The sequence below is a fragment of the Pseudomonas sp. NPDC089758 genome (genome assembly GCF_044748705.1).
In the GTDB taxonomy this organism is placed as follows: Bacteria; Pseudomonadota; Gammaproteobacteria; order Pseudomonadales; family Pseudomonadaceae; genus Aquipseudomonas; species Aquipseudomonas putida_X.
Genome location: NZ_JBIVGN010000012.1, coordinates 113,873 through 130,000 on the forward strand (window position 1 = coordinate 113,873; position 16,128 = coordinate 130,000).

Here is a 16,128-nt window from a genome sequence, read left to right on the forward strand (position 1 = left end):
CCGGGTCACACTCCGGTAATCCAAGAATTCACGACGTCTGCCCATAAGGCCAGTCGCAAACTCAGGCCCCCGATTCTGGTGGCCTTTCCGCCCTGGAGCAAGCCATGCAAGACCTCGATCCAATCGAAACCCAGGAATGGCTGGATGCCCTGGAGTCGGTCCTCGACAAAGAAGGCGAAGACCGCGCTCATTACCTGATGACCCGCATGGGCGAGCTGGCCACCCGCAGTGGCTCTCAGCTGCCGTACGCGATCACCACGCCATACCGCAACACCATCCCTGTCACCCACGAAGCACGCATGCCTGGCGACCTGTTCATGGAACGCCGCATTCGCTCGATGGTGCGTTGGAACGCGCTGGCCATGGTGATGCGCACCAACCTGAAGGATTCGGACCTGGGCGGCCACATCTCCAGCTTCGCCTCCAGTGCCACCCTGTATGACATCGGCTTCAACTACTTCTTCCAGGCCCCGACCGAAGAACACGGCGGCGACCTGATCTTCTTCCAGGGCCACGCTTCGCCAGGCGTTTACGCCCGTGCCTTCATGGAAGGCCGCATCAACGAAGAGCAGATGAACAACTTCCGTCAGGAAGTGGACGGCAAAGGCCTGTCTTCGTACCCGCACCCATGGCTGATGCCTGATTTCTGGCAGTTCCCGACCGTTTCGATGGGCTTGGGCCCGATTCAGGCGATCTACCAGGCGCGCTTCATGAAGTACCTGGAAGCCCGTGGTTTCATCCCGGCCGGCAAGCAGAAGGTCTGGTGCTTCATGGGCGACGGCGAGTGCGACGAGCCGGAATCCCTCGGTGCCATCGCCCTGGCCGGCCGCGAGAAGCTGGACAACCTGATCTTCGTCATCAACTGCAACCTGCAGCGCCTCGACGGCCCGGTTCGCGGCAACGGCAAGATCATCCAGGAACTCGAAGGCGTGTTCCGTGGCGGCGGCTGGAACGTCAACAAAGTCGTCTGGGGCCGCTTCTGGGACCCACTGCTGGCCAAGGACACCAACGGTGCCCTGCAGCGCCGCATGGACGAAGTCATCGACGGCGAGTACCAGAACTACAAAGCCAAAGACGGCGCGTACGTTCGTGAGAACTTCTTCAACACCCCAGAGCTCAAGGCCATGGTCGAAGACCTGTCCGACGAAGAGATCTGGAAGCTCAACCGTGGCGGTCACGACCCGTACAAGGTCTATGCGGCCTACCACCAGGCGGTCAACCACAAAGAGCAGCCGACCGTCATCCTGGCCAAGACCATCAAGGGTTACGGCACCGGTGCTGGCGAAGCCAAGAACACCGCGCACAACACCAAGAAGGTCGACGTCGACAGCCTGCGCCACTTCCGTGACCGCTTCGACATCCCGGTCAAGGATGCCGACCTTGAGAACCTGCCGTTCTACAAGCCCGAAGAAGGTTCGGCCGAAGCCAAGTACCTGGCCGAGCGCCGCGCAGCCCTGGGTGGCTTCGTACCGCAGCGCCGTGCCAAGAGCTTCAGCGTGCCGACCCCGCCTCTGGAAACGCTGAAAGCGATCCTGGACGGCTCGGGCGACCGCGAAATCTCCACCACCATGGCCTTCGTGCGTATCCTCGCGCAGCTGGTCAAGGACAAGGACATCGGCCAGCGCATCGTGCCGATCATCCCGGACGAAGCCCGTACCTTCGGTATGGAAGGCATGTTCCGCCAGTTGGGCATCTACTCGTCGGTCGGCCAGCTCTACGAGCCAGTCGATAAAGACCAGGTGATGTTCTACCGCGAAGACAAGAAGGGCCAGATCCTCGAGGAAGGCATCAACGAAGCCGGCGCCATGTCGTCGTTCATCGCTGCCGGTACCTCGTACAGCTGCCACAACCAGCCGATGCTGCCGTTCTACATCTTCTACTCGATGTTCGGCTTCCAGCGTATCGGCGACCTGGCCTGGGCCGCTGGCGACAGCCGCACCCGTGGCTTCCTGATCGGCGGCACCGCCGGCCGTACCACCCTCAACGGTGAAGGCCTGCAGCACGAAGACGGTCACAGCCACATGATGGCGGGCACTATCCCGAACTGCCGCACCTATGATCCGACCTACGGCTACGAGCTGGCGGTGATCATCCAGGACGGCATGAAGAAGATGACCGAAGAGCAACAGGACATCTTCTACTACATCACCGTGATGAACGAATCCTACCAGCAGCCAGCCATGCCGGCCGGTGTCGAGGAAGGCATCATCAAGGGCATGTACCTGCTGGAAGAAGATACCCGCGAAGCCGCGCACCACGTTCAGCTGATGGGCTCCGGCACCATCCTGCGCGAAGTCCGCGAGGCGGCGAAGATCCTGCGTGAAGAGTTCAACGTCGGTGCCGACGTGTGGAGCGTCACCAGCTTCAACGAACTGCGTCGCGACGGCCTGGCCGTGGAACGCGCCAACCGCCTCAAGCCTGGCCAGAAGCCTCAGCAGACTTACGTCGAAGAGTGCCTGGCCGGTCGCAAAGGCCCGGTCATCGCGTCCACCGACTACATGAAGCTGTTCGCCGAACAGATTCGCCAGTGGGTACCGAGCAAAGAGTTCAAGGTCCTGGGTACCGATGGCTACGGTCGCAGCGACAGCCGCAAGAAGCTGCGTCACTTCTTCGAAGTCGACCGCCACTTCGTGGTGCTGGCTGCCCTGGAAGCCTTGGCTGACCGTGGCGAGATCGAACCGAAGGTGGTGGCCGACGCCATCGTCAAGTTCGGCATCGATCCGGACAAGCGCAACCCACTGGACTGCTGAGGAGTATTTTTAAGTGAGCGAACTCATTCGCGTACCTGACATCGGCAGCGGTGAAGGTGAAATCATCGAGCTGTTCGTCAAGGTCGGTGACCGTATCGAGGCTGACCAGAGCCTGCTGACCCTGGAGTCCGACAAGGCCTCCATGGAAATCCCGGCCCCCAAGGCCGGTGTCATCAAGGAACTGAAGGTCAAGCTGGGCGATCGCCTGAAAGAGGGCGACGAGCTGCTGGTTCTGGAAGCCGAGGGCGCCGCTGCGGCGGCCGAGGCTCCCGCTGCCGCACCTGCCCCTGCCGCCGCTCCGGCTGCTGCTGAAAAGCCAGCTGCCGAAGCCGCCCCTGCGCCGGCTGCAGCCCCTGCTGCCGCCAGCGTGCAGGATATCCACGTACCGGACATCGGTTCGTCGGGCAAGGCCAAGATCATCGAAGTACTGGTCAAGGTCGGCGACACCGTCGAAGCCGACCAGTCGCTGATTACCCTGGAGTCGGACAAGGCCTCCATGGAAATCCCTTCGCCCGCCGCAGGTGTGGTCAAGGAAGTGATCGCCAAGCTGGACGATGAAGTCGGCACCGGTGACCTGATCCTCAAGCTGGAAGTTGCAGGCGCCGCTCCGGCTGCTGCACCAGCGCCTGCCGCTGCTGAACCGGCCAAGGCTGAGGCTGCTCCGGCCGCCGCACCTGCTGCCGCTGCTCCAGCTGCTGCCCCTGCACCGGTCGCTACCGCGCCGGCTGCCGGCAGCAACGCCAAGGTTCACGCAGGCCCTGCTGTTCGCCAGCTGGCCCGCGAGTTCGGCGTAGACCTGGGCGCGGTCACCGCGACCGGTCCGCACGGCCGCATCCTGAAAGAAGACGTGCAGGTGTACGTCAAGTCGGTCATGCAGAAGGCCAAGGACGCACCGGCAGCTGCTGGCGCGACCGGCGGCGCCGGCATCCCGCCGATCCCGGTGGTGGACTTCAGCAAGTTCGGTGAAGTGGAAGAAGTGGCAATGACCCGCCTGATGCAGGTCGGTGCCGCCAACCTGCACCGCAGCTGGCTGAACGTGCCGCACGTAACGCAGTTCGACTCCGCCGACATCACCGAGCTGGAAGCCTTCCGCGTGGCGCAGAAGGCCGTGGCCGAGAAGGCTGGCGTCAAGCTGACCGTACTGCCACTGCTGCTCAAGGCCTGCGCCTTCCTGCTCAAGGAACTGCCGGACTTCAACAGCTCGCTGGCGCCAAGCGGCAAAGCCGTGATCCGCAAGAAGTACGTGCACATCGGCTTCGCCGTGGACACCCCGGACGGCCTGCTGGTCCCTGTGATCAAGAACGTCGACCAGAAGAGCCTGCTGCAACTGGCTGCCGAAGCCGCAGCGCTGGCCGAGAAGGCACGCACCAAGAAACTGTCGGCTGACGACATGCAAGGCGCCTGCTTCACCATCTCCAGCCTCGGCCACATTGGCGGCACCGGCTTCACGCCGATCGTCAACGCGCCTGAAGTGGCGATCCTCGGTGTGTCCAAGGCGACCATGCAGCCCGTCTGGGATGGCAAAGCCTTCCAGCCGAAGCTGATGTTGCCGCTGTCGCTGTCCTACGATCACCGTGTGATCAATGGCGCGGCCGCCGCGCGCTTCACCAAGCGCCTGGGCGACGTGCTGGCGGATATCCGCACCATGCTGCTGTAACACGCAGCCAGCCTGCCCTCCCTTGGGGGGCAGGTACCCTTTTCGAGCTGCCACGCTCGTACCTCAACCCCGCCACCTGGCGGGGCTTTTTTTGCCTGTAAGGGCGCGATGAAGCCCCTGCTTTTGCAGGATCGCTAAGGAATCGGCCACCACAGCCGAAAACATATACATGACACCCCTCATGGCCGCTTGCCAGCCTCCGGGACATGATGCAACCTTGCCAGATGCGCCGCCGTCCAGGCCGCGTCACCTCTTCAAGCGAGTCTTCGATGAAAAGCCAACCCGATGCCGCCAGCCGTGTGGCGGCCGAGGTCGTCACGCAGCTTCCCGTGCCTTCACGGCTCGGCATGCTGCGTTTCGAAAGGCTCAACGAAGCCACTTGGGCAATGCTTTACCTCGACCCGGCCTGCGAGCGCCAGTTCGGGCTAGCGGCTTCCCAGCTGTGCGCGCTGGTCGATTCACCGTATGCCAGCCTGATGGAGCCTGAGGCCCGCTACCGGCTGCATGACGAGATTCAGCGGCAACTGAGCACCCGTGGCTATTACCGTGTGCGCTACACCCTGCATGCCCAGCCGCGCTCGCTGCGCCTGCTCGAAGCGGGTGAAGCCTACAGACAGCACAACCGCCAACTGTTGCGCGGGTTTCTGACGGTACTCGACGACCTGCCCGAAGAGGCTGTCGAAGTGGATGCCGACGACCTCGAATCGCGTAACAGCCGCCTGCAACTTGCCCTGCAGCTGAACCAGCGCGCCCAGCAGGAACAGCTGGAACATCTCGAACGCGTGCGCAGCCAGCAGGACCTGATCCTGCGCCTCGCCCGCCAGCGCTACAGCGCGGAAAATTCGCTGCTCGAAGCCGCCCAACTGATAACCCGCAGCGCCTGCGAGATCTACAAGGTGGACTGCGCCAGCATCTGGCACCTGGAAGACCAGCGCCTGGAGCCGATCAGCGCCTGGTTGCGCAGCGAGCAAGTGCATCGCCTGCCCGAGCCCATCGATGCCAGCCGCTTCCCCGACTACCTCGATGCCCTGCACGCCAGCCGCGCCATCGATGCCCACAACGCCAACCACGACCCGCGCACCCGTGAACTGGCCGAGAGCCTCTACGCCGACAACAATGCCATGCTCGATGCCAGCATCCGCGTCGATGGCCAGGTGGTTGGCGTGCTGTGCCTGGAGCAGACCGGCCAGCCGCGGACCTGGCAGTCGGACGAAATCGCCTTTGCCGGTGAGTTGGCCGACCAGTTCGCCCAGGTCATCACCAACCATAACCGGCGCACCGCCGCCAGCGCCCTGCACTTGTTCCAGCGCGCGGTGGAGCAAAGCGCCAGCGCCTTCCTGCTGGTCAACCGCGACGGCGTGGTGGAGTACGTCAACCCAAGTTTCACCGCGATCACCCAATACAGCACCGATGAAGTACAAGGCCACCACCTGGCAGAGTTGCCGGCGCTGGAGAACCTCAGCGAACTGCTGTTCGACACCCCGTCGAGCCTGGCCATGGGCAACAGCTGGCAGGGCGAATTCAAAAGCCGGCGCAAGAACCTTGAGCCCTACTGGGGTCAGCTGTCGATTTCCAAGGTGTATGGCGACAACCGTGAGCTCACCCATTACATCGGCATCTACGAAGACGTCACCCAGACCAAGCTGGCCCAGCAGCGCATCGAGCGCCTGGCCTACACCGACAACCTGACCAACCTGGGCAACCGCCCGGCGTTCATCCGCAGTCTCGACGAGCGCTTCGCCCGGGATGAGCAGAGCCCGATCTGCCTGCTGCTGGTGGATATCGACAACTTCAAGCGGATCAACGACAGCCTTGGCCACCAGACCGGTGACAAGCTGCTGATCAGCCTGGCCCGGCGCCTGCGCAACAGCCTGAGCGTTGGCGGCGTGCTGGCCCGCTTTGCCAGTAACGAATTCGCCGTGCTGCTCGACGACACCAGCCTGGAAGACGGCCAGGGCGTCGCCCAGCAGCTGCTGCGCACCCTCGACAAGCCGATGTTCGTCGACAACCAGTTGATCAACGTGACCGCCTCGGTAGGCCTGGCCTGCGCGCCGCTGCACGGCAGTGACCCGACCACCCTCATGAAAAATGCCGGCCTTGCCCTGCACAAGGCCAAGGCCAACGGCAAGCACCAGGTGCAGGTATTCACCGAAGTGCTCAATGCCGAAGCCAGCTACAAGCTGTTCGTCGAGAACAACCTGCGCCGCGCCTTGACCCAGAACGAGCTGGAGGTGTTCTACCAGCCCAAGCTGTGCCTGCGCAGTGGCCGCCTGCTGGGGCTCGAGGCACTGCTGCGCTGGAACCACCCCGAGCGCGGCATGATCCGCCCGGACCAGTTCATCAGCGTGGCGGAAGAAACCGGCCTGATCATCCCCATCGGCAAGTGGGTGGTGCGCCAGTCGTGCCGTATGAGCCAGCAACTGCGCGAGGCCGGCATGGGCAACCTGCACGTGGCCATCAACCTGTCGCCCAAGCAGTTCTCCGACCCCGACCTGGTGGCTTCGATCGCCTCGATCCTCCATGAAGAAGCCCTGCCTGCGCACCTGCTGGAGCTGGAGCTGACCGAGGGCCTGCTGCTGGAAGCTACCGAGGATACCCACCGTCAGCTCGACGAGCTGAAGGCACTGGGCCTGACCCTGGCCATGGATGACTTCGGCACCGGTTATTCGTCGCTGAGCTACCTGAAGAAATTCCCGATCGACATCATCAAGATCGACCGCAGCTTCATCAACGAAATCCCCGACAACCAGGACGACATGGAGATCACCTCGGCGGTGGTGGCCATGGCCCACAACCTCAAGCTCAAGGTGGTGGCAGAAGGGATCGAGACGCCTGAGCAGCTGGCCTTCCTGCGCCGGCATCGTTGCGATGTGGGCCAAGGGTATCTGTTCGACCGGCCGATCCCGGGGCGGGAGCTGGCCGAACGACTCAAGCGCTATCCGCGCGGTCCAATGGCCTGACAGCTGCGTAATCCTCGGGCACTATAGAGCCCATTCGGGCCTCATCGCCGGCAAGCCGGCTCCCACAGGTAGGCACCGTTAGCAAAGCCTGTGGGGTTGCTGGTGTAGCTGGCGTGCCGGCGGTGAGGCCACATCCTGTCCAACTGAAAACACAGAGGAACGGCCATGGTCCTGCGTTCGGAAATCCTGGTGAACAAAAACGTCATGCCAACCGCGGAACAGGCCTTGCCTGGCCGCGAAACGCCAATGTCCCTGCCCGAGTTCCACTACGTCTTCAAAGACACCCCGCTGCTCGGCCCGTTCTTTGAAGGCAGCGTCGACTTCGCGATCTTCGGCCTGGGTTGCTTCTGGGGCGCCGAGCGCCGCTTCTGGCAGCGTGAAGGCGTGGTCAGCACCGTGGTCGGCTATGCGGGCGGCTTTACCCCCAACCCCACCTACGAAGAAGTCTGCTCGGGCCTGACTGGCCACACTGAAGTCGTCCTGGTGGTGTTCGACAAGGACAAGGTCAGTTACCGCGAGTTGCTGGCGATGTTCTGGGAACTGCACAACCCGACCCAGGGCATGCGCCAGGGCAACGACGTCGGCACCCAGTACCGCTCGGCCATCTACTGCACCTCGCCACAGCAGCTCGAAGAAGCCAAAGCCAGCCGCGACGCCTTCCAGGCCGAGCTGAACAAGGCCGGTTTCGGCGAGATCACCACCGAAATCGACCAGGCGCCGACCGTGTACTTCGCCGAGGCTTACCACCAGCAGTACCTGGCCAAGAACCCAGACGGCTACTGCGGTATCGGCGGCACCGGTGTGTGCCTGCCACCAAGCCTGCAGGGCAACTGAACCATGAGCACGATGACCCTGTTCCACTCACCGCTGTCGCCATTCGTGCGCAAGGTGATGGTCGTGCTGCACGAGACCGGGCAGCTTGAGCGCGTGGCGCTGCAGGGGGTGAACATCACCCCGGTCAGCGGCGATGACCAGCTCAACCACGGCAACCCGATCGGCAAGATCCCGGCCCTGCGCCTGGAAGATGGCACTGTGCTGCATGACAGCCGGGTCATCTGCGAATACCTCGACCTGCAGCATGTCGGCCTGCCGCTGCTGCCGCGTGAGGGCTCGGCGCGCTGGCGGCGCATGACGCTGGTGTCGCAGGCCGATGCGATCATGGATGCGGCGGTTTCCAGCCGTTATGAGAGCGTCCTGCGGCCTGAGGACAAGCGCTGGGACGGCTGGCTCGAAGCGCAGCGGGAGAAAATCCGCCGCAGCCTGGCCAACCTGGAGCAGGAGCACCTGGCTGAACTGATATCCGGCTTTGATCTGGCCGCGATTGGCGTGGCCTGTGCGCTGGGCTACCTGGACTTGCGCCAGCCTGATTTCGGCTGGCGGGAGCAGCAGCCAGGGTTGGCGGCGTGGTACGCCGAGGTGGCCAAGCGGCCGTCGATGGTCGCCACAGCACCGAACGCCTGATACACCGCAATCGCCGGCAAGCCGGCTCCCACCGGGATCGCGCCAGCTTTTGCACGTTGAGCAAGACAGTTGCCCCCACAGGGATGCAGCGAACCTGTGGGGCTTGCCGGCGATTGCTCTGCATGGCAACCATCGGCTTCAGCGGGGCATCACAGGAAACAGCTGCCCAATCCTGTGAGCCAGCCACCGCCCGATCTCTCTGTCCTCCCTCATGCCGCCCTCCCCACCCTGGCCCAGTCCAGGCGACGGGTCAGCACCATGAATACACCCAGCAAGCCAAAGCACAGCAGCGAGCCCATCAACAGCGCATAGTCCTCGGCACTGAGCAGCCCATAGAGCAGGGCGTACAACACCGCCAACCCCGCCGCAAAGCTCACGCCACGCATCAGGCTGCGCAATACGTGGCTCAGGTAGAAGCCGAGCAGCGACACGCAGGCCGAGGCTGACAGGCCATACGCCAAGCCGAAACCGATGTGCTCGGACAACGAAAGCAGCAGCAGGTAGAAGAACGCCAGAGCCACCCCCACCAGGGTGTACTGCACGGGGTGCACGCTGAGGTTCTTCAGCACCTCGAACAGGAAGAAACCGGCAAAGGTCAGGGCGATGAACAACAGCGCGTATTTGATGGCCCGCTCACTCTTGAGGTACTGGTCCACCGGGTCGATGAAACTTACCCCGAAGGTCCGCTCGCTGAACTCCGCACACTGCCCGCTGCCGGCACATTGGCGCAGGGCATCTTCAAGGTTGGTGGCGAAGAATGAGGTCTGCCAGTGCGCGCTGAAGCCTTTGTCGTCGATTTCGCGGCGGCTTGGCAGGTAACTGCCAACGAAGCTGGGGTGCGGCCAGTTGGCCCGCATGTCCACGCGGCTGGTGCGGCCCACTGGCAACAGGTGCAGTTGCCCGGTGCCTTGCAGTGCCAGATCGAAACCGTAAGTGAACGCACGGGCCTGTTGGCCATCCAGTTGCGGCAGCGCGACGTGCACGCCACTGCGCAGCCAGTCCAGCCTGGTCCCGGCTTCGAACGCCAGGCGCTGGCCATCGATGTCGAGTTCCAGGGCATTTTCAATGCCGCGGATGTCGCTTATGCCGACCACCAGAAACGGCTTGTCGAAGCGGTAGTCGTCGAAGTCCTTGTCGATGCCCCAGCGCTCCGGCAGCTGGAAACGGCCCGCAAGTCGCCCTTTGGCATGGAACAGCCGCGCCTGGTAGATACCCCGCGCCCGCAGTTCGGTGTCCACGCCGAGGTCGGCATCGAAGGTTTCCGGGAGGAAATACAGGTGGCCGGCGACAGTGCTGGTTTCCTGCACGCTCTGGCCGCCCTTGTCGATCCAGCGGCGCTGCACCTTGCGGTACGGCACCACCAGCAGCGGCCCGCTGATCTGCTGGTCGAAACTGGCGCTACGGGCGATGTCCTGCAGTACGTTGTCACGCAGGGCCTGGCGTTCATCGATCAGGCCGTTGATCAGCAGCAACGGGATGAGCAGCAGCATGATGAGCACGGCGATCATGCCGAGTTTGTAACCGAGGGTCTTGTTCATAGGGGCCTCCATTGGCAGTGGGCGCAGTGTCTGCGCCTTGCATGGAGGCATTGAGGAGCGTGTGTGGAGATCGTGTGTATTTTCAAGAACCAAATCGCTGGCAAGCCAGCGATGGGCTGCAAAGCAGCCCCAGCAATCTCAGCTGATGCGCCGCACCGGCAGCCATAACCGCACCCGGACCCCGCCATCGACGTTATCCACCGCCAGCGACCCACCATGCAGTTGCATCACCTCATCCACAAAGTTCAGCCCCAGCCCGGTGCTCTTGCGCCCACTCCCCGGCCGCGGCAGCGAATAGAAACGCTCGGCAACCCGGCCGATGGCATACGCGGGTATCGCCTCCCCCTGATTGAACAGGCTCAGCGCCACCCGCTCGCCATCGCGCTCCAGCTCGAACAGCAGCGCCCCGCCCGGCGGGGTGAAATCCAGCGCATTGTCGAGCAAGTTGGCCAGCGCCTGGCGCATGAGAAACGGATCGCACAGCAGCCACATCCCTGCCGGCACCCGCTGGCGCACCTGCAGGCCGTTTGCGTCGATGCGTGCGGCATGCGCCAGCAGCAGCTCATCGACCAGCGCCGCCAAGGCAACTTGCTGCTCCTCTTCCAGCGCCTGCATCTGCTCGACCCGCGCCAGGTTGAGCAAACGTTCGATCATCTGCTGCAGCCGCTCGCTTTCACGCTCGATGTTGCCGGCAAAGCGCGCCCGCTGTTCGGCAGGCATATCACCCTGGAGCAATTCAGACGCACCGCGTATAGCCGCCAGCGGGCTCTTCAACTCGTGTGTCAGGGTGTGAACGTAGCGTTCCACATACGCCTTGCCCTCAAGCTGTGTGCGCATGCGCTCCACCGCATTGGCCAGGTGCGCCAGCTCACCGCCCTTGTAGTAAGGCAGCGCGGCGCGCTGACCTTCGCTGACCGCCTGCGCATAACGGGCCAGCCGGCGCAGGGAGCGGGCCAGCCACCAAGACAGCGCAGCGCCGATCAACAGGCCCATGCCGATCAGCCCCACCCCCAGGCCAAGCAAGCGCTGCTCGGAGCGGTCGATGTACGGTTGCAGCGAGCTGTTGGGCTTGGCCACTGTGACCACGCCGATAACCTGCCCCTGGTCTACAATCGGCGCGGCCACGTGCATCACCGAGGTGCTTTCATCCTCTTCCACGCTGCGGGTGGAACGAGCACCGTACTGGCCGCGCAGCGTCAGGTACACGTCATTCCAGCGCGAATAGTCCTTGCCCAGGTCCTGGCCGCTGGAATCGAGCAGCACGATGCCTTTGGCATCGGTCACGTAGATGCGGTGGCTGACCTGGTTCTTGGCCAGGCCCCAGATCTGCGCGCCCGGGCTGCGCAGGCCGTACGCCTTGAGCACCTCAGGCAGGCGGCTCTGGGCCAGGGTACCGGCCTTGACGTCATCGTGGAGGATCTCGGCCAGAAGGTTGGCCGTGTCGACCAGGGTTTCCTCGGAAGACTGGCGTACCACAGGGCGGATCTGCTCGCGCACGGTGTTGAGTAGGAAGTAACCGGCCAAGCCGACGAACAGGAAGTACACCAGAAAGATCCGAATGCCCAGGCGCATCAGGCGTGTTCCGGGCTGTAGCTGTAACCCAGGCCGCGGTGGGTCTGGATCGGCTCGGCGTCGGCAGCTACCTGGCGCAGCTTGGCGCGCAGGCTCTTGATATGGCTGTCGATGGTGCGTTCATAACCGACGTCGGAGGCCACCCCCAGGGCATCGAGCAACTGTTCGCGGCTGAACACTCGTTGTGGCTGTTCGAGCAGGCACTGCAACAGGCGGAACTCATGGCGCGTCAGCACCAGTGGCTGAGCGCGATAGCTGATTTGCATGCGCAGGGTATCGAGCTGGAACAGCGGCGCCTCGGTGGTGGTTTCTTGCCGCGGCGCCATGCGCTTGAGGATCGCACGAACCCGCGCCGCCACTTCACGCGGGCTGAAGGGTTTGACCACGTAGTCGTCGGCACCGATCTCCAGGCCGACGACCCGGTCGATTTCAGCATCACGCGCACTGAGGAACATCACCGGCACCTCACTGAAGCGGCGCAGCTGGCGACAGGTTTCGAAACCACTGATATCGGGCAGACCGATGTCGAGGATGATCAGGTCGGCAGGGCGCAGCCGCTGTTGCTCCAAGGCTACACCACCGAGGGTCACCCATTCGGTGCTGTGGCCATCGGCCTGCAGGGCGTAGACCAAGGTATCGGCGATGGCGGCTTCGTCTTCGACGATGAGAATGTGGGGCATCTGAGCTGCAAGCCTCAAGCTTCAAGCTTCAAGTAAAAGCGGATCGCATGAACTTACACCGATCTGCTTTAACTTGCAGCTTGTAGCTTGTAGCTTGCAGCTTGCAACTTGTAGCTTGCGGCTCGCGACTGCTCAGCAGTCAGGCTTGCCCGCAGTGAACCGTTTTGCCGGATTTACCGCGGCCTTGAATTCGCGCAACGCCTTGGCACCCACCAGCAATGGGTAGTTGAAGCTGCTGCGGTCGACCAGGTTCACTTCCACGGTGCGCTTCTCATCACCCAAGCACAATTCAAGGTCGATTACCGGCCGGCGCGACAGCTCGGGCGCATCGCCTTCATCGTCTTCGTCAGCGCGGTTCTTGATCTTGCTGATCCGCGAAACCTTATGCTCGTAGACCTTGCCGTCGGACGCCTTGGTCGCCAAGCGGAAACGCACCCAGTCCTCGCCGTCGCGCGTGAAGCGCTCGATGTCCTTGGCCGACAACGAAGCGGTGTAAGCCCCGGTATCCATCTTGGCCTTCAGGGTTTCGCCCAGTTCAGGCAAAGAAATGTTCTCGTAACGGCCGTAAAGCGTAGGGTCCGCGGCCATTACCGGCAGCGCCAACAGCGACAACAGGGCTAGCATTGGTTTCACAGGCAGGCTTCCTTGAGAGGGTTGTGTGCTTAGACTGTGCAGGCAGGATAGGTTCGCTGTCACAAGGGTAAACAACATAATGTGAAACATTTGTCCTGGCCGCTGGGCATTGGACATTTGGCGTAGGCTGCGGCGCTGCTTATCATTGCCGCCCGTTCAAATCCACAACAAGAGTTTCCCTATGCGTCGCCTGCTGACCGGCATTCTTACGACCACCCTGCTGCTGCTCAACACCGTGGTGCTGATCTGCCCCCTGCTGGTCTTCGCTCTGCTCAAACTGGTGCTGCCGGGCCGTTGGCGTGACTATGCCTCCGCTGCCGTGATGTGGGTCGCTGAAGCCTGGTCGGAAATCGACAAGGCCATTTTCGCCTTGTGCATTCCTACCCAGTGGGATATCCGCGGCGTCGAAAACCTGCGTAAAGACACCTCCTACCTCGCCGTGAGCAACCACCAGAGCTGGGTAGACATTCCCGCACTGATCGAAAGCCTCAACCGCCGCACGCCGTTCTTCAAGTTTTTCCTCAAGAAGGAGCTGATCTGGGTACCCCTACTGGGCCTGGCCTGGTGGGGCCTGGATTACCCATTCATGAAGCGCTACAGCAAGGCGTTCCTGGAGAAACACCCCGAGCTCAAGGGCAAGGACCTGGAGATCACCAAAGCGGCCTGTGAGCTGTTCAAGCGTCAGCCGGTGACCGTGGTGAACTACCTGGAGGGCACCCGCTTTACCGAGGCCAAGCGCCAGGAACAGCAGTCGCCGTATCGCTACCTGCTCAAGCCGAAGGCAGGGGGCGTGGCGTTTGTACTGGCGGCGCTGGGCGAGCAGCTAGATGCGCTGCTGGACGTGACCATCGTGTACCCCGGCAACAAGGCACCGGGGTTCTGGGACCTGCTCAACGGCAGCATCAGCCGCGTGGTTATCGACATTCAGGTGCGTGAACTGGACCCGGCATTGTGGGCCGGGGATTACGAGAATGACCCGGCATTCCGCCAGACCGTGCAGGCCTGGGTGAATCAGCTGTGGATTGAGAAGGACCAGCGGATCGAGCGGTTGCGAAGCGAGATGGATTGAGCGTGGCGCACCTGTGAGGGCTATTGCGCGGGTCCCCCGCACCACCCAGATTGCGCAAGGCCTGTAGCAGCGTTAGCCGCGGTTGCTTTGGGCCTGACATTATCTGGCGCTTTGCGTCGGTCGTGCCGACCTCATCGCCGGCAAGCCGGCTTGTATGGTTAGACTTGAAGGGGTGGTGGGACTAAATGCCGGATTCTGACTGTTGACGCAGTACAGACTGTGGGAGACATCGCCCCACCCCTTCCACCAAAGCGCCGATAAAGAATGCATCGTTTGCAAACGACGATAGAAGCAAGCCAGCGCCTCTTGGTGAAAACCCTTCAAGCTCAAAAACCATAACGCGAGGAGCCGCCCATGGCAATGCAGGTAAACAAAATGATCGTGGGTGCGGATGTCGCAAAGATCGTGTCCCAGGAAGTGGTGTAACTCATCATGGCTCTTGCCATTGAGTTCGCCGTTTAGTTGATCACAGCTGACAGCTTGGCTTGTGGATTATCGCTGACCGCTTCGAAGGCCTCCAACTGCATGTAACGTCTTTGCAGGCACCACTCGTCGTTCTGCTCCAGCAGCATCGCGCCTACCAGCCGTGTGATGGCCGGATCGTTGGGGAAAATCCCCACGACATCGGTGCGGCGTTTGATTTCAGCGTTGAGCCGTTCAAGCGGGTTGGTGCTGTGTAACTGCTGCCGGTGTGCCTTGGGAAACGCCATGTGAGCCAGCACTTCATCCTCACAGCCGTCCATGAGCGTCGCGATCTTCGGGTACTTTTCGCGCAGTTGATCGGCGACCAACCGCCATTGCTGATGGCATTCGGCACGGCTGTCCTGGGCGAAGACCGTACGCAGCAGCGCCGCTACCATGGTGCGCTGACCTTTGCCGACGTGGGCCATGGCATTGCGCATGAAATGCACAAGGCAGCGCTGCCAGGTCGCGTTGAATACCTTGGAAACAGCCGCCTTGAGCCCTTCGTGGGCGTCGGAGATGACAAGCTTCACGCCCCGCAAGCCACGTCGCATGAGGCTGCGCAGGAAGTCTGTCCAGAACGGCTCAGCCTCTGACGGCCCAACCCGCATGCCCAGGACTTCGCGGCCACCGTCGGTGTTCACGGCCACGGCGATTATTACGGCGACCGAGACGATGCGCCCGGCCTCCCGCACCTTGACGTAGGTGGCATCGATCCAGAGATAGGGCCAGTCGCCTTCAAGCGGGCGATCAAGGAAAGCGTGAACGCGCTCATCGATCTCACCAGCTAGCCGTGAAACCTGGCTTTTGGAGATACCGGTCATGCCCATGGCCTTGACCAGCTCGTCCACCGAACGCGTTGAAACGCCTTGGATGTAGGCTTCCTGGATCACCGCCGCCATGGCCTTCTCGGCGGTACGTCGGGGTTCGAGGAAGCCAGGAAAGTAGCTGCCTTGGCGCAGCTTCGGGATCTTCAGGTCAACGTCGCCGGCGCGGGTTTGCCAAAGGCGATCACGGTAGCCATTACGGCTATTTGTCCGGTCTGGGCTTTTGACATCGAAGCCCGCGCCGCACAGGCCTTCGACATCGAACTCCATCATGCGCTGGGCAACGAACTGGATCATTTGCTTGAGCAGATCAGCGTCTGCCCCTTTCTCAACCAACTCGGTCAATGCGATAGTGGGCTTGGTCATCGTGGTTTCTCTGGTGAGTGTTTGGTCTTCGCAAACTCAACGTTAGCCAAGAACCACGATGACCATCCTCTTTCGCCCGCAGGGCGCCTTCGGCTGGTTCAGTTACACCACTTCCCGGGACACGATCTACGTCCAAGGACTCGACTCCGCGTG

At 62.4% G+C, this 16,128-nt stretch carries 11 protein-coding genes; 6 read left to right on the forward strand and 5 right to left on the reverse strand.

Annotated features, from left to right (window positions below):
- Positions 1-104: 104 nt before the first annotated feature.
- The 5 genes from aceE (at position 105) to ACIPZH_RS17435 (ending at position 8,828) form a co-directional block, all read left to right on the forward strand.
- Positions 105-2,750: a pyruvate dehydrogenase (acetyl-transferring), homodimeric type gene (aceE, locus tag ACIPZH_RS17415; RefSeq protein ID WP_400628701.1), complete on the forward strand. Its 2,646-nt coding sequence runs from the start codon at positions 105-107 to the stop codon at positions 2,748-2,750.
- 13 nt (positions 2,751-2,763) lie between these two features.
- Complete coding sequence (aceF, locus tag ACIPZH_RS17420; RefSeq protein WP_400637049.1) at positions 2,764-4,407, forward strand: dihydrolipoyllysine-residue acetyltransferase; 1,644 nt, start codon at positions 2,764-2,766, stop codon at positions 4,405-4,407.
- A gap of 269 nt (positions 4,408-4,676) precedes the next feature.
- The gene (locus ACIPZH_RS17425; protein ID WP_241805649.1) at positions 4,677-7,367 is read left to right on the forward strand and encodes a bifunctional diguanylate cyclase/phosphodiesterase; all 2,691 of its coding nucleotides are present in this window, start codon (positions 4,677-4,679) and stop codon (positions 7,365-7,367) included.
- Between the two features lie 165 nt (positions 7,368-7,532).
- Complete coding sequence (msrA, locus tag ACIPZH_RS17430; RefSeq protein ID WP_267819310.1) at positions 7,533-8,201, forward strand: peptide-methionine (S)-S-oxide reductase MsrA; 669 nt, start codon at positions 7,533-7,535, stop codon at positions 8,199-8,201.
- 3 nt (positions 8,202-8,204) lie between these two features.
- Entirely contained in the window at positions 8,205-8,828 is a 624-nt protein-coding gene (locus tag ACIPZH_RS17435; protein ID WP_267819312.1) for a glutathione S-transferase, read from the forward strand.
- 209 nt (positions 8,829-9,037) lie between these two features.
- Here the strand turns inward: ACIPZH_RS17435 and creD are convergent, their stop codons facing one another.
- From creD to ACIPZH_RS17455, 4 genes are all read right to left on the reverse strand, one after another.
- A complete protein-coding gene (gene creD, locus ACIPZH_RS17440; protein ID WP_400637051.1) occupies positions 9,038-10,366 on the reverse strand; it encodes a cell envelope integrity protein CreD in 1,329 nt (442 codons plus the stop codon).
- Positions 10,367-10,504: 138 nt separating this feature from the next.
- Complete coding sequence (creC, locus tag ACIPZH_RS17445; RefSeq protein WP_400637052.1) at positions 10,505-11,938, reverse strand: two-component system sensor histidine kinase CreC; 1,434 nt, start codon at positions 11,936-11,938, stop codon at positions 10,505-10,507.
- The gene (gene creB / locus ACIPZH_RS17450; protein WP_400637053.1) at positions 11,938-12,618 is read right to left on the reverse strand and encodes a two-component system response regulator CreB; all 681 of its coding nucleotides are present in this window, start codon (positions 12,616-12,618) and stop codon (positions 11,938-11,940) included. The genes creC and creB overlap by 1 nt, the downstream gene beginning before the upstream one ends.
- A 132-nt stretch (positions 12,619-12,750) precedes the next feature.
- On the reverse strand, positions 12,751-13,251 hold the full coding sequence (locus ACIPZH_RS17455; RefSeq protein ID WP_400637055.1) for an ATP-dependent zinc protease: 501 nt from the start codon (positions 13,249-13,251) through the stop codon (positions 12,751-12,753).
- A gap of 181 nt (positions 13,252-13,432) precedes the next feature.
- Between ACIPZH_RS17455 and ACIPZH_RS17460 the strand changes: the two genes are divergently transcribed.
- Entirely contained in the window at positions 13,433-14,320 is an 888-nt protein-coding gene (locus ACIPZH_RS17460; RefSeq protein WP_400637056.1) for an acyltransferase, read from the forward strand.
- 458 nt (positions 14,321-14,778) lie between these two features.
- Here the strand turns inward: ACIPZH_RS17460 and ACIPZH_RS17465 are convergent, their stop codons facing one another.
- Positions 14,779-15,975 carry an IS256 family transposase gene (locus ACIPZH_RS17465; RefSeq protein WP_400637057.1) on the reverse strand — a complete coding sequence of 399 codons (1,197 nt, stop codon included), beginning with the start codon at positions 15,973-15,975 and terminating at the stop codon, positions 14,779-14,781.
- Positions 15,976-16,128: the final 153 nt, after the last annotated feature.

Coding starts and splice junctions, on each gene's coding strand:
- aceE (WP_400628701.1), top strand. CDS start 105: ATGCAAGACCTCGATCCAATCGAAACCCAGGAATGGCTGGATGCCCTG.
- ACIPZH_RS17425 (WP_241805649.1), top strand. CDS start 4,677: ATGAAAAGCCAACCCGATGCCGCCAGCCGTGTGGCGGCCGAGGTCGTC.
- msrA (WP_267819310.1), top strand. CDS start 7,533: ATGGTCCTGCGTTCGGAAATCCTGGTGAACAAAAACGTCATGCCAACC.
- ACIPZH_RS17435 (WP_267819312.1), top strand. CDS start 8,205: ATGAGCACGATGACCCTGTTCCACTCACCGCTGTCGCCATTCGTGCGC.
- creD (WP_400637051.1), bottom strand. CDS start 10,366: ATGAACAAGACCCTCGGTTACAAACTCGGCATGATCGCCGTGCTCATC.
- creC (WP_400637052.1), bottom strand. CDS start 11,938: ATGCGCCTGGGCATTCGGATCTTTCTGGTGTACTTCCTGTTCGTCGGC.
- creB (WP_400637053.1), bottom strand. CDS start 12,618: ATGCCCCACATTCTCATCGTCGAAGACGAAGCCGCCATCGCCGATACC.
- ACIPZH_RS17460 (WP_400637056.1), top strand. CDS start 13,433: ATGCGTCGCCTGCTGACCGGCATTCTTACGACCACCCTGCTGCTGCTC.
- ACIPZH_RS17465 (WP_400637057.1), bottom strand. CDS start 15,975: ATGACCAAGCCCACTATCGCATTGACCGAGTTGGTTGAGAAAGGGGCA.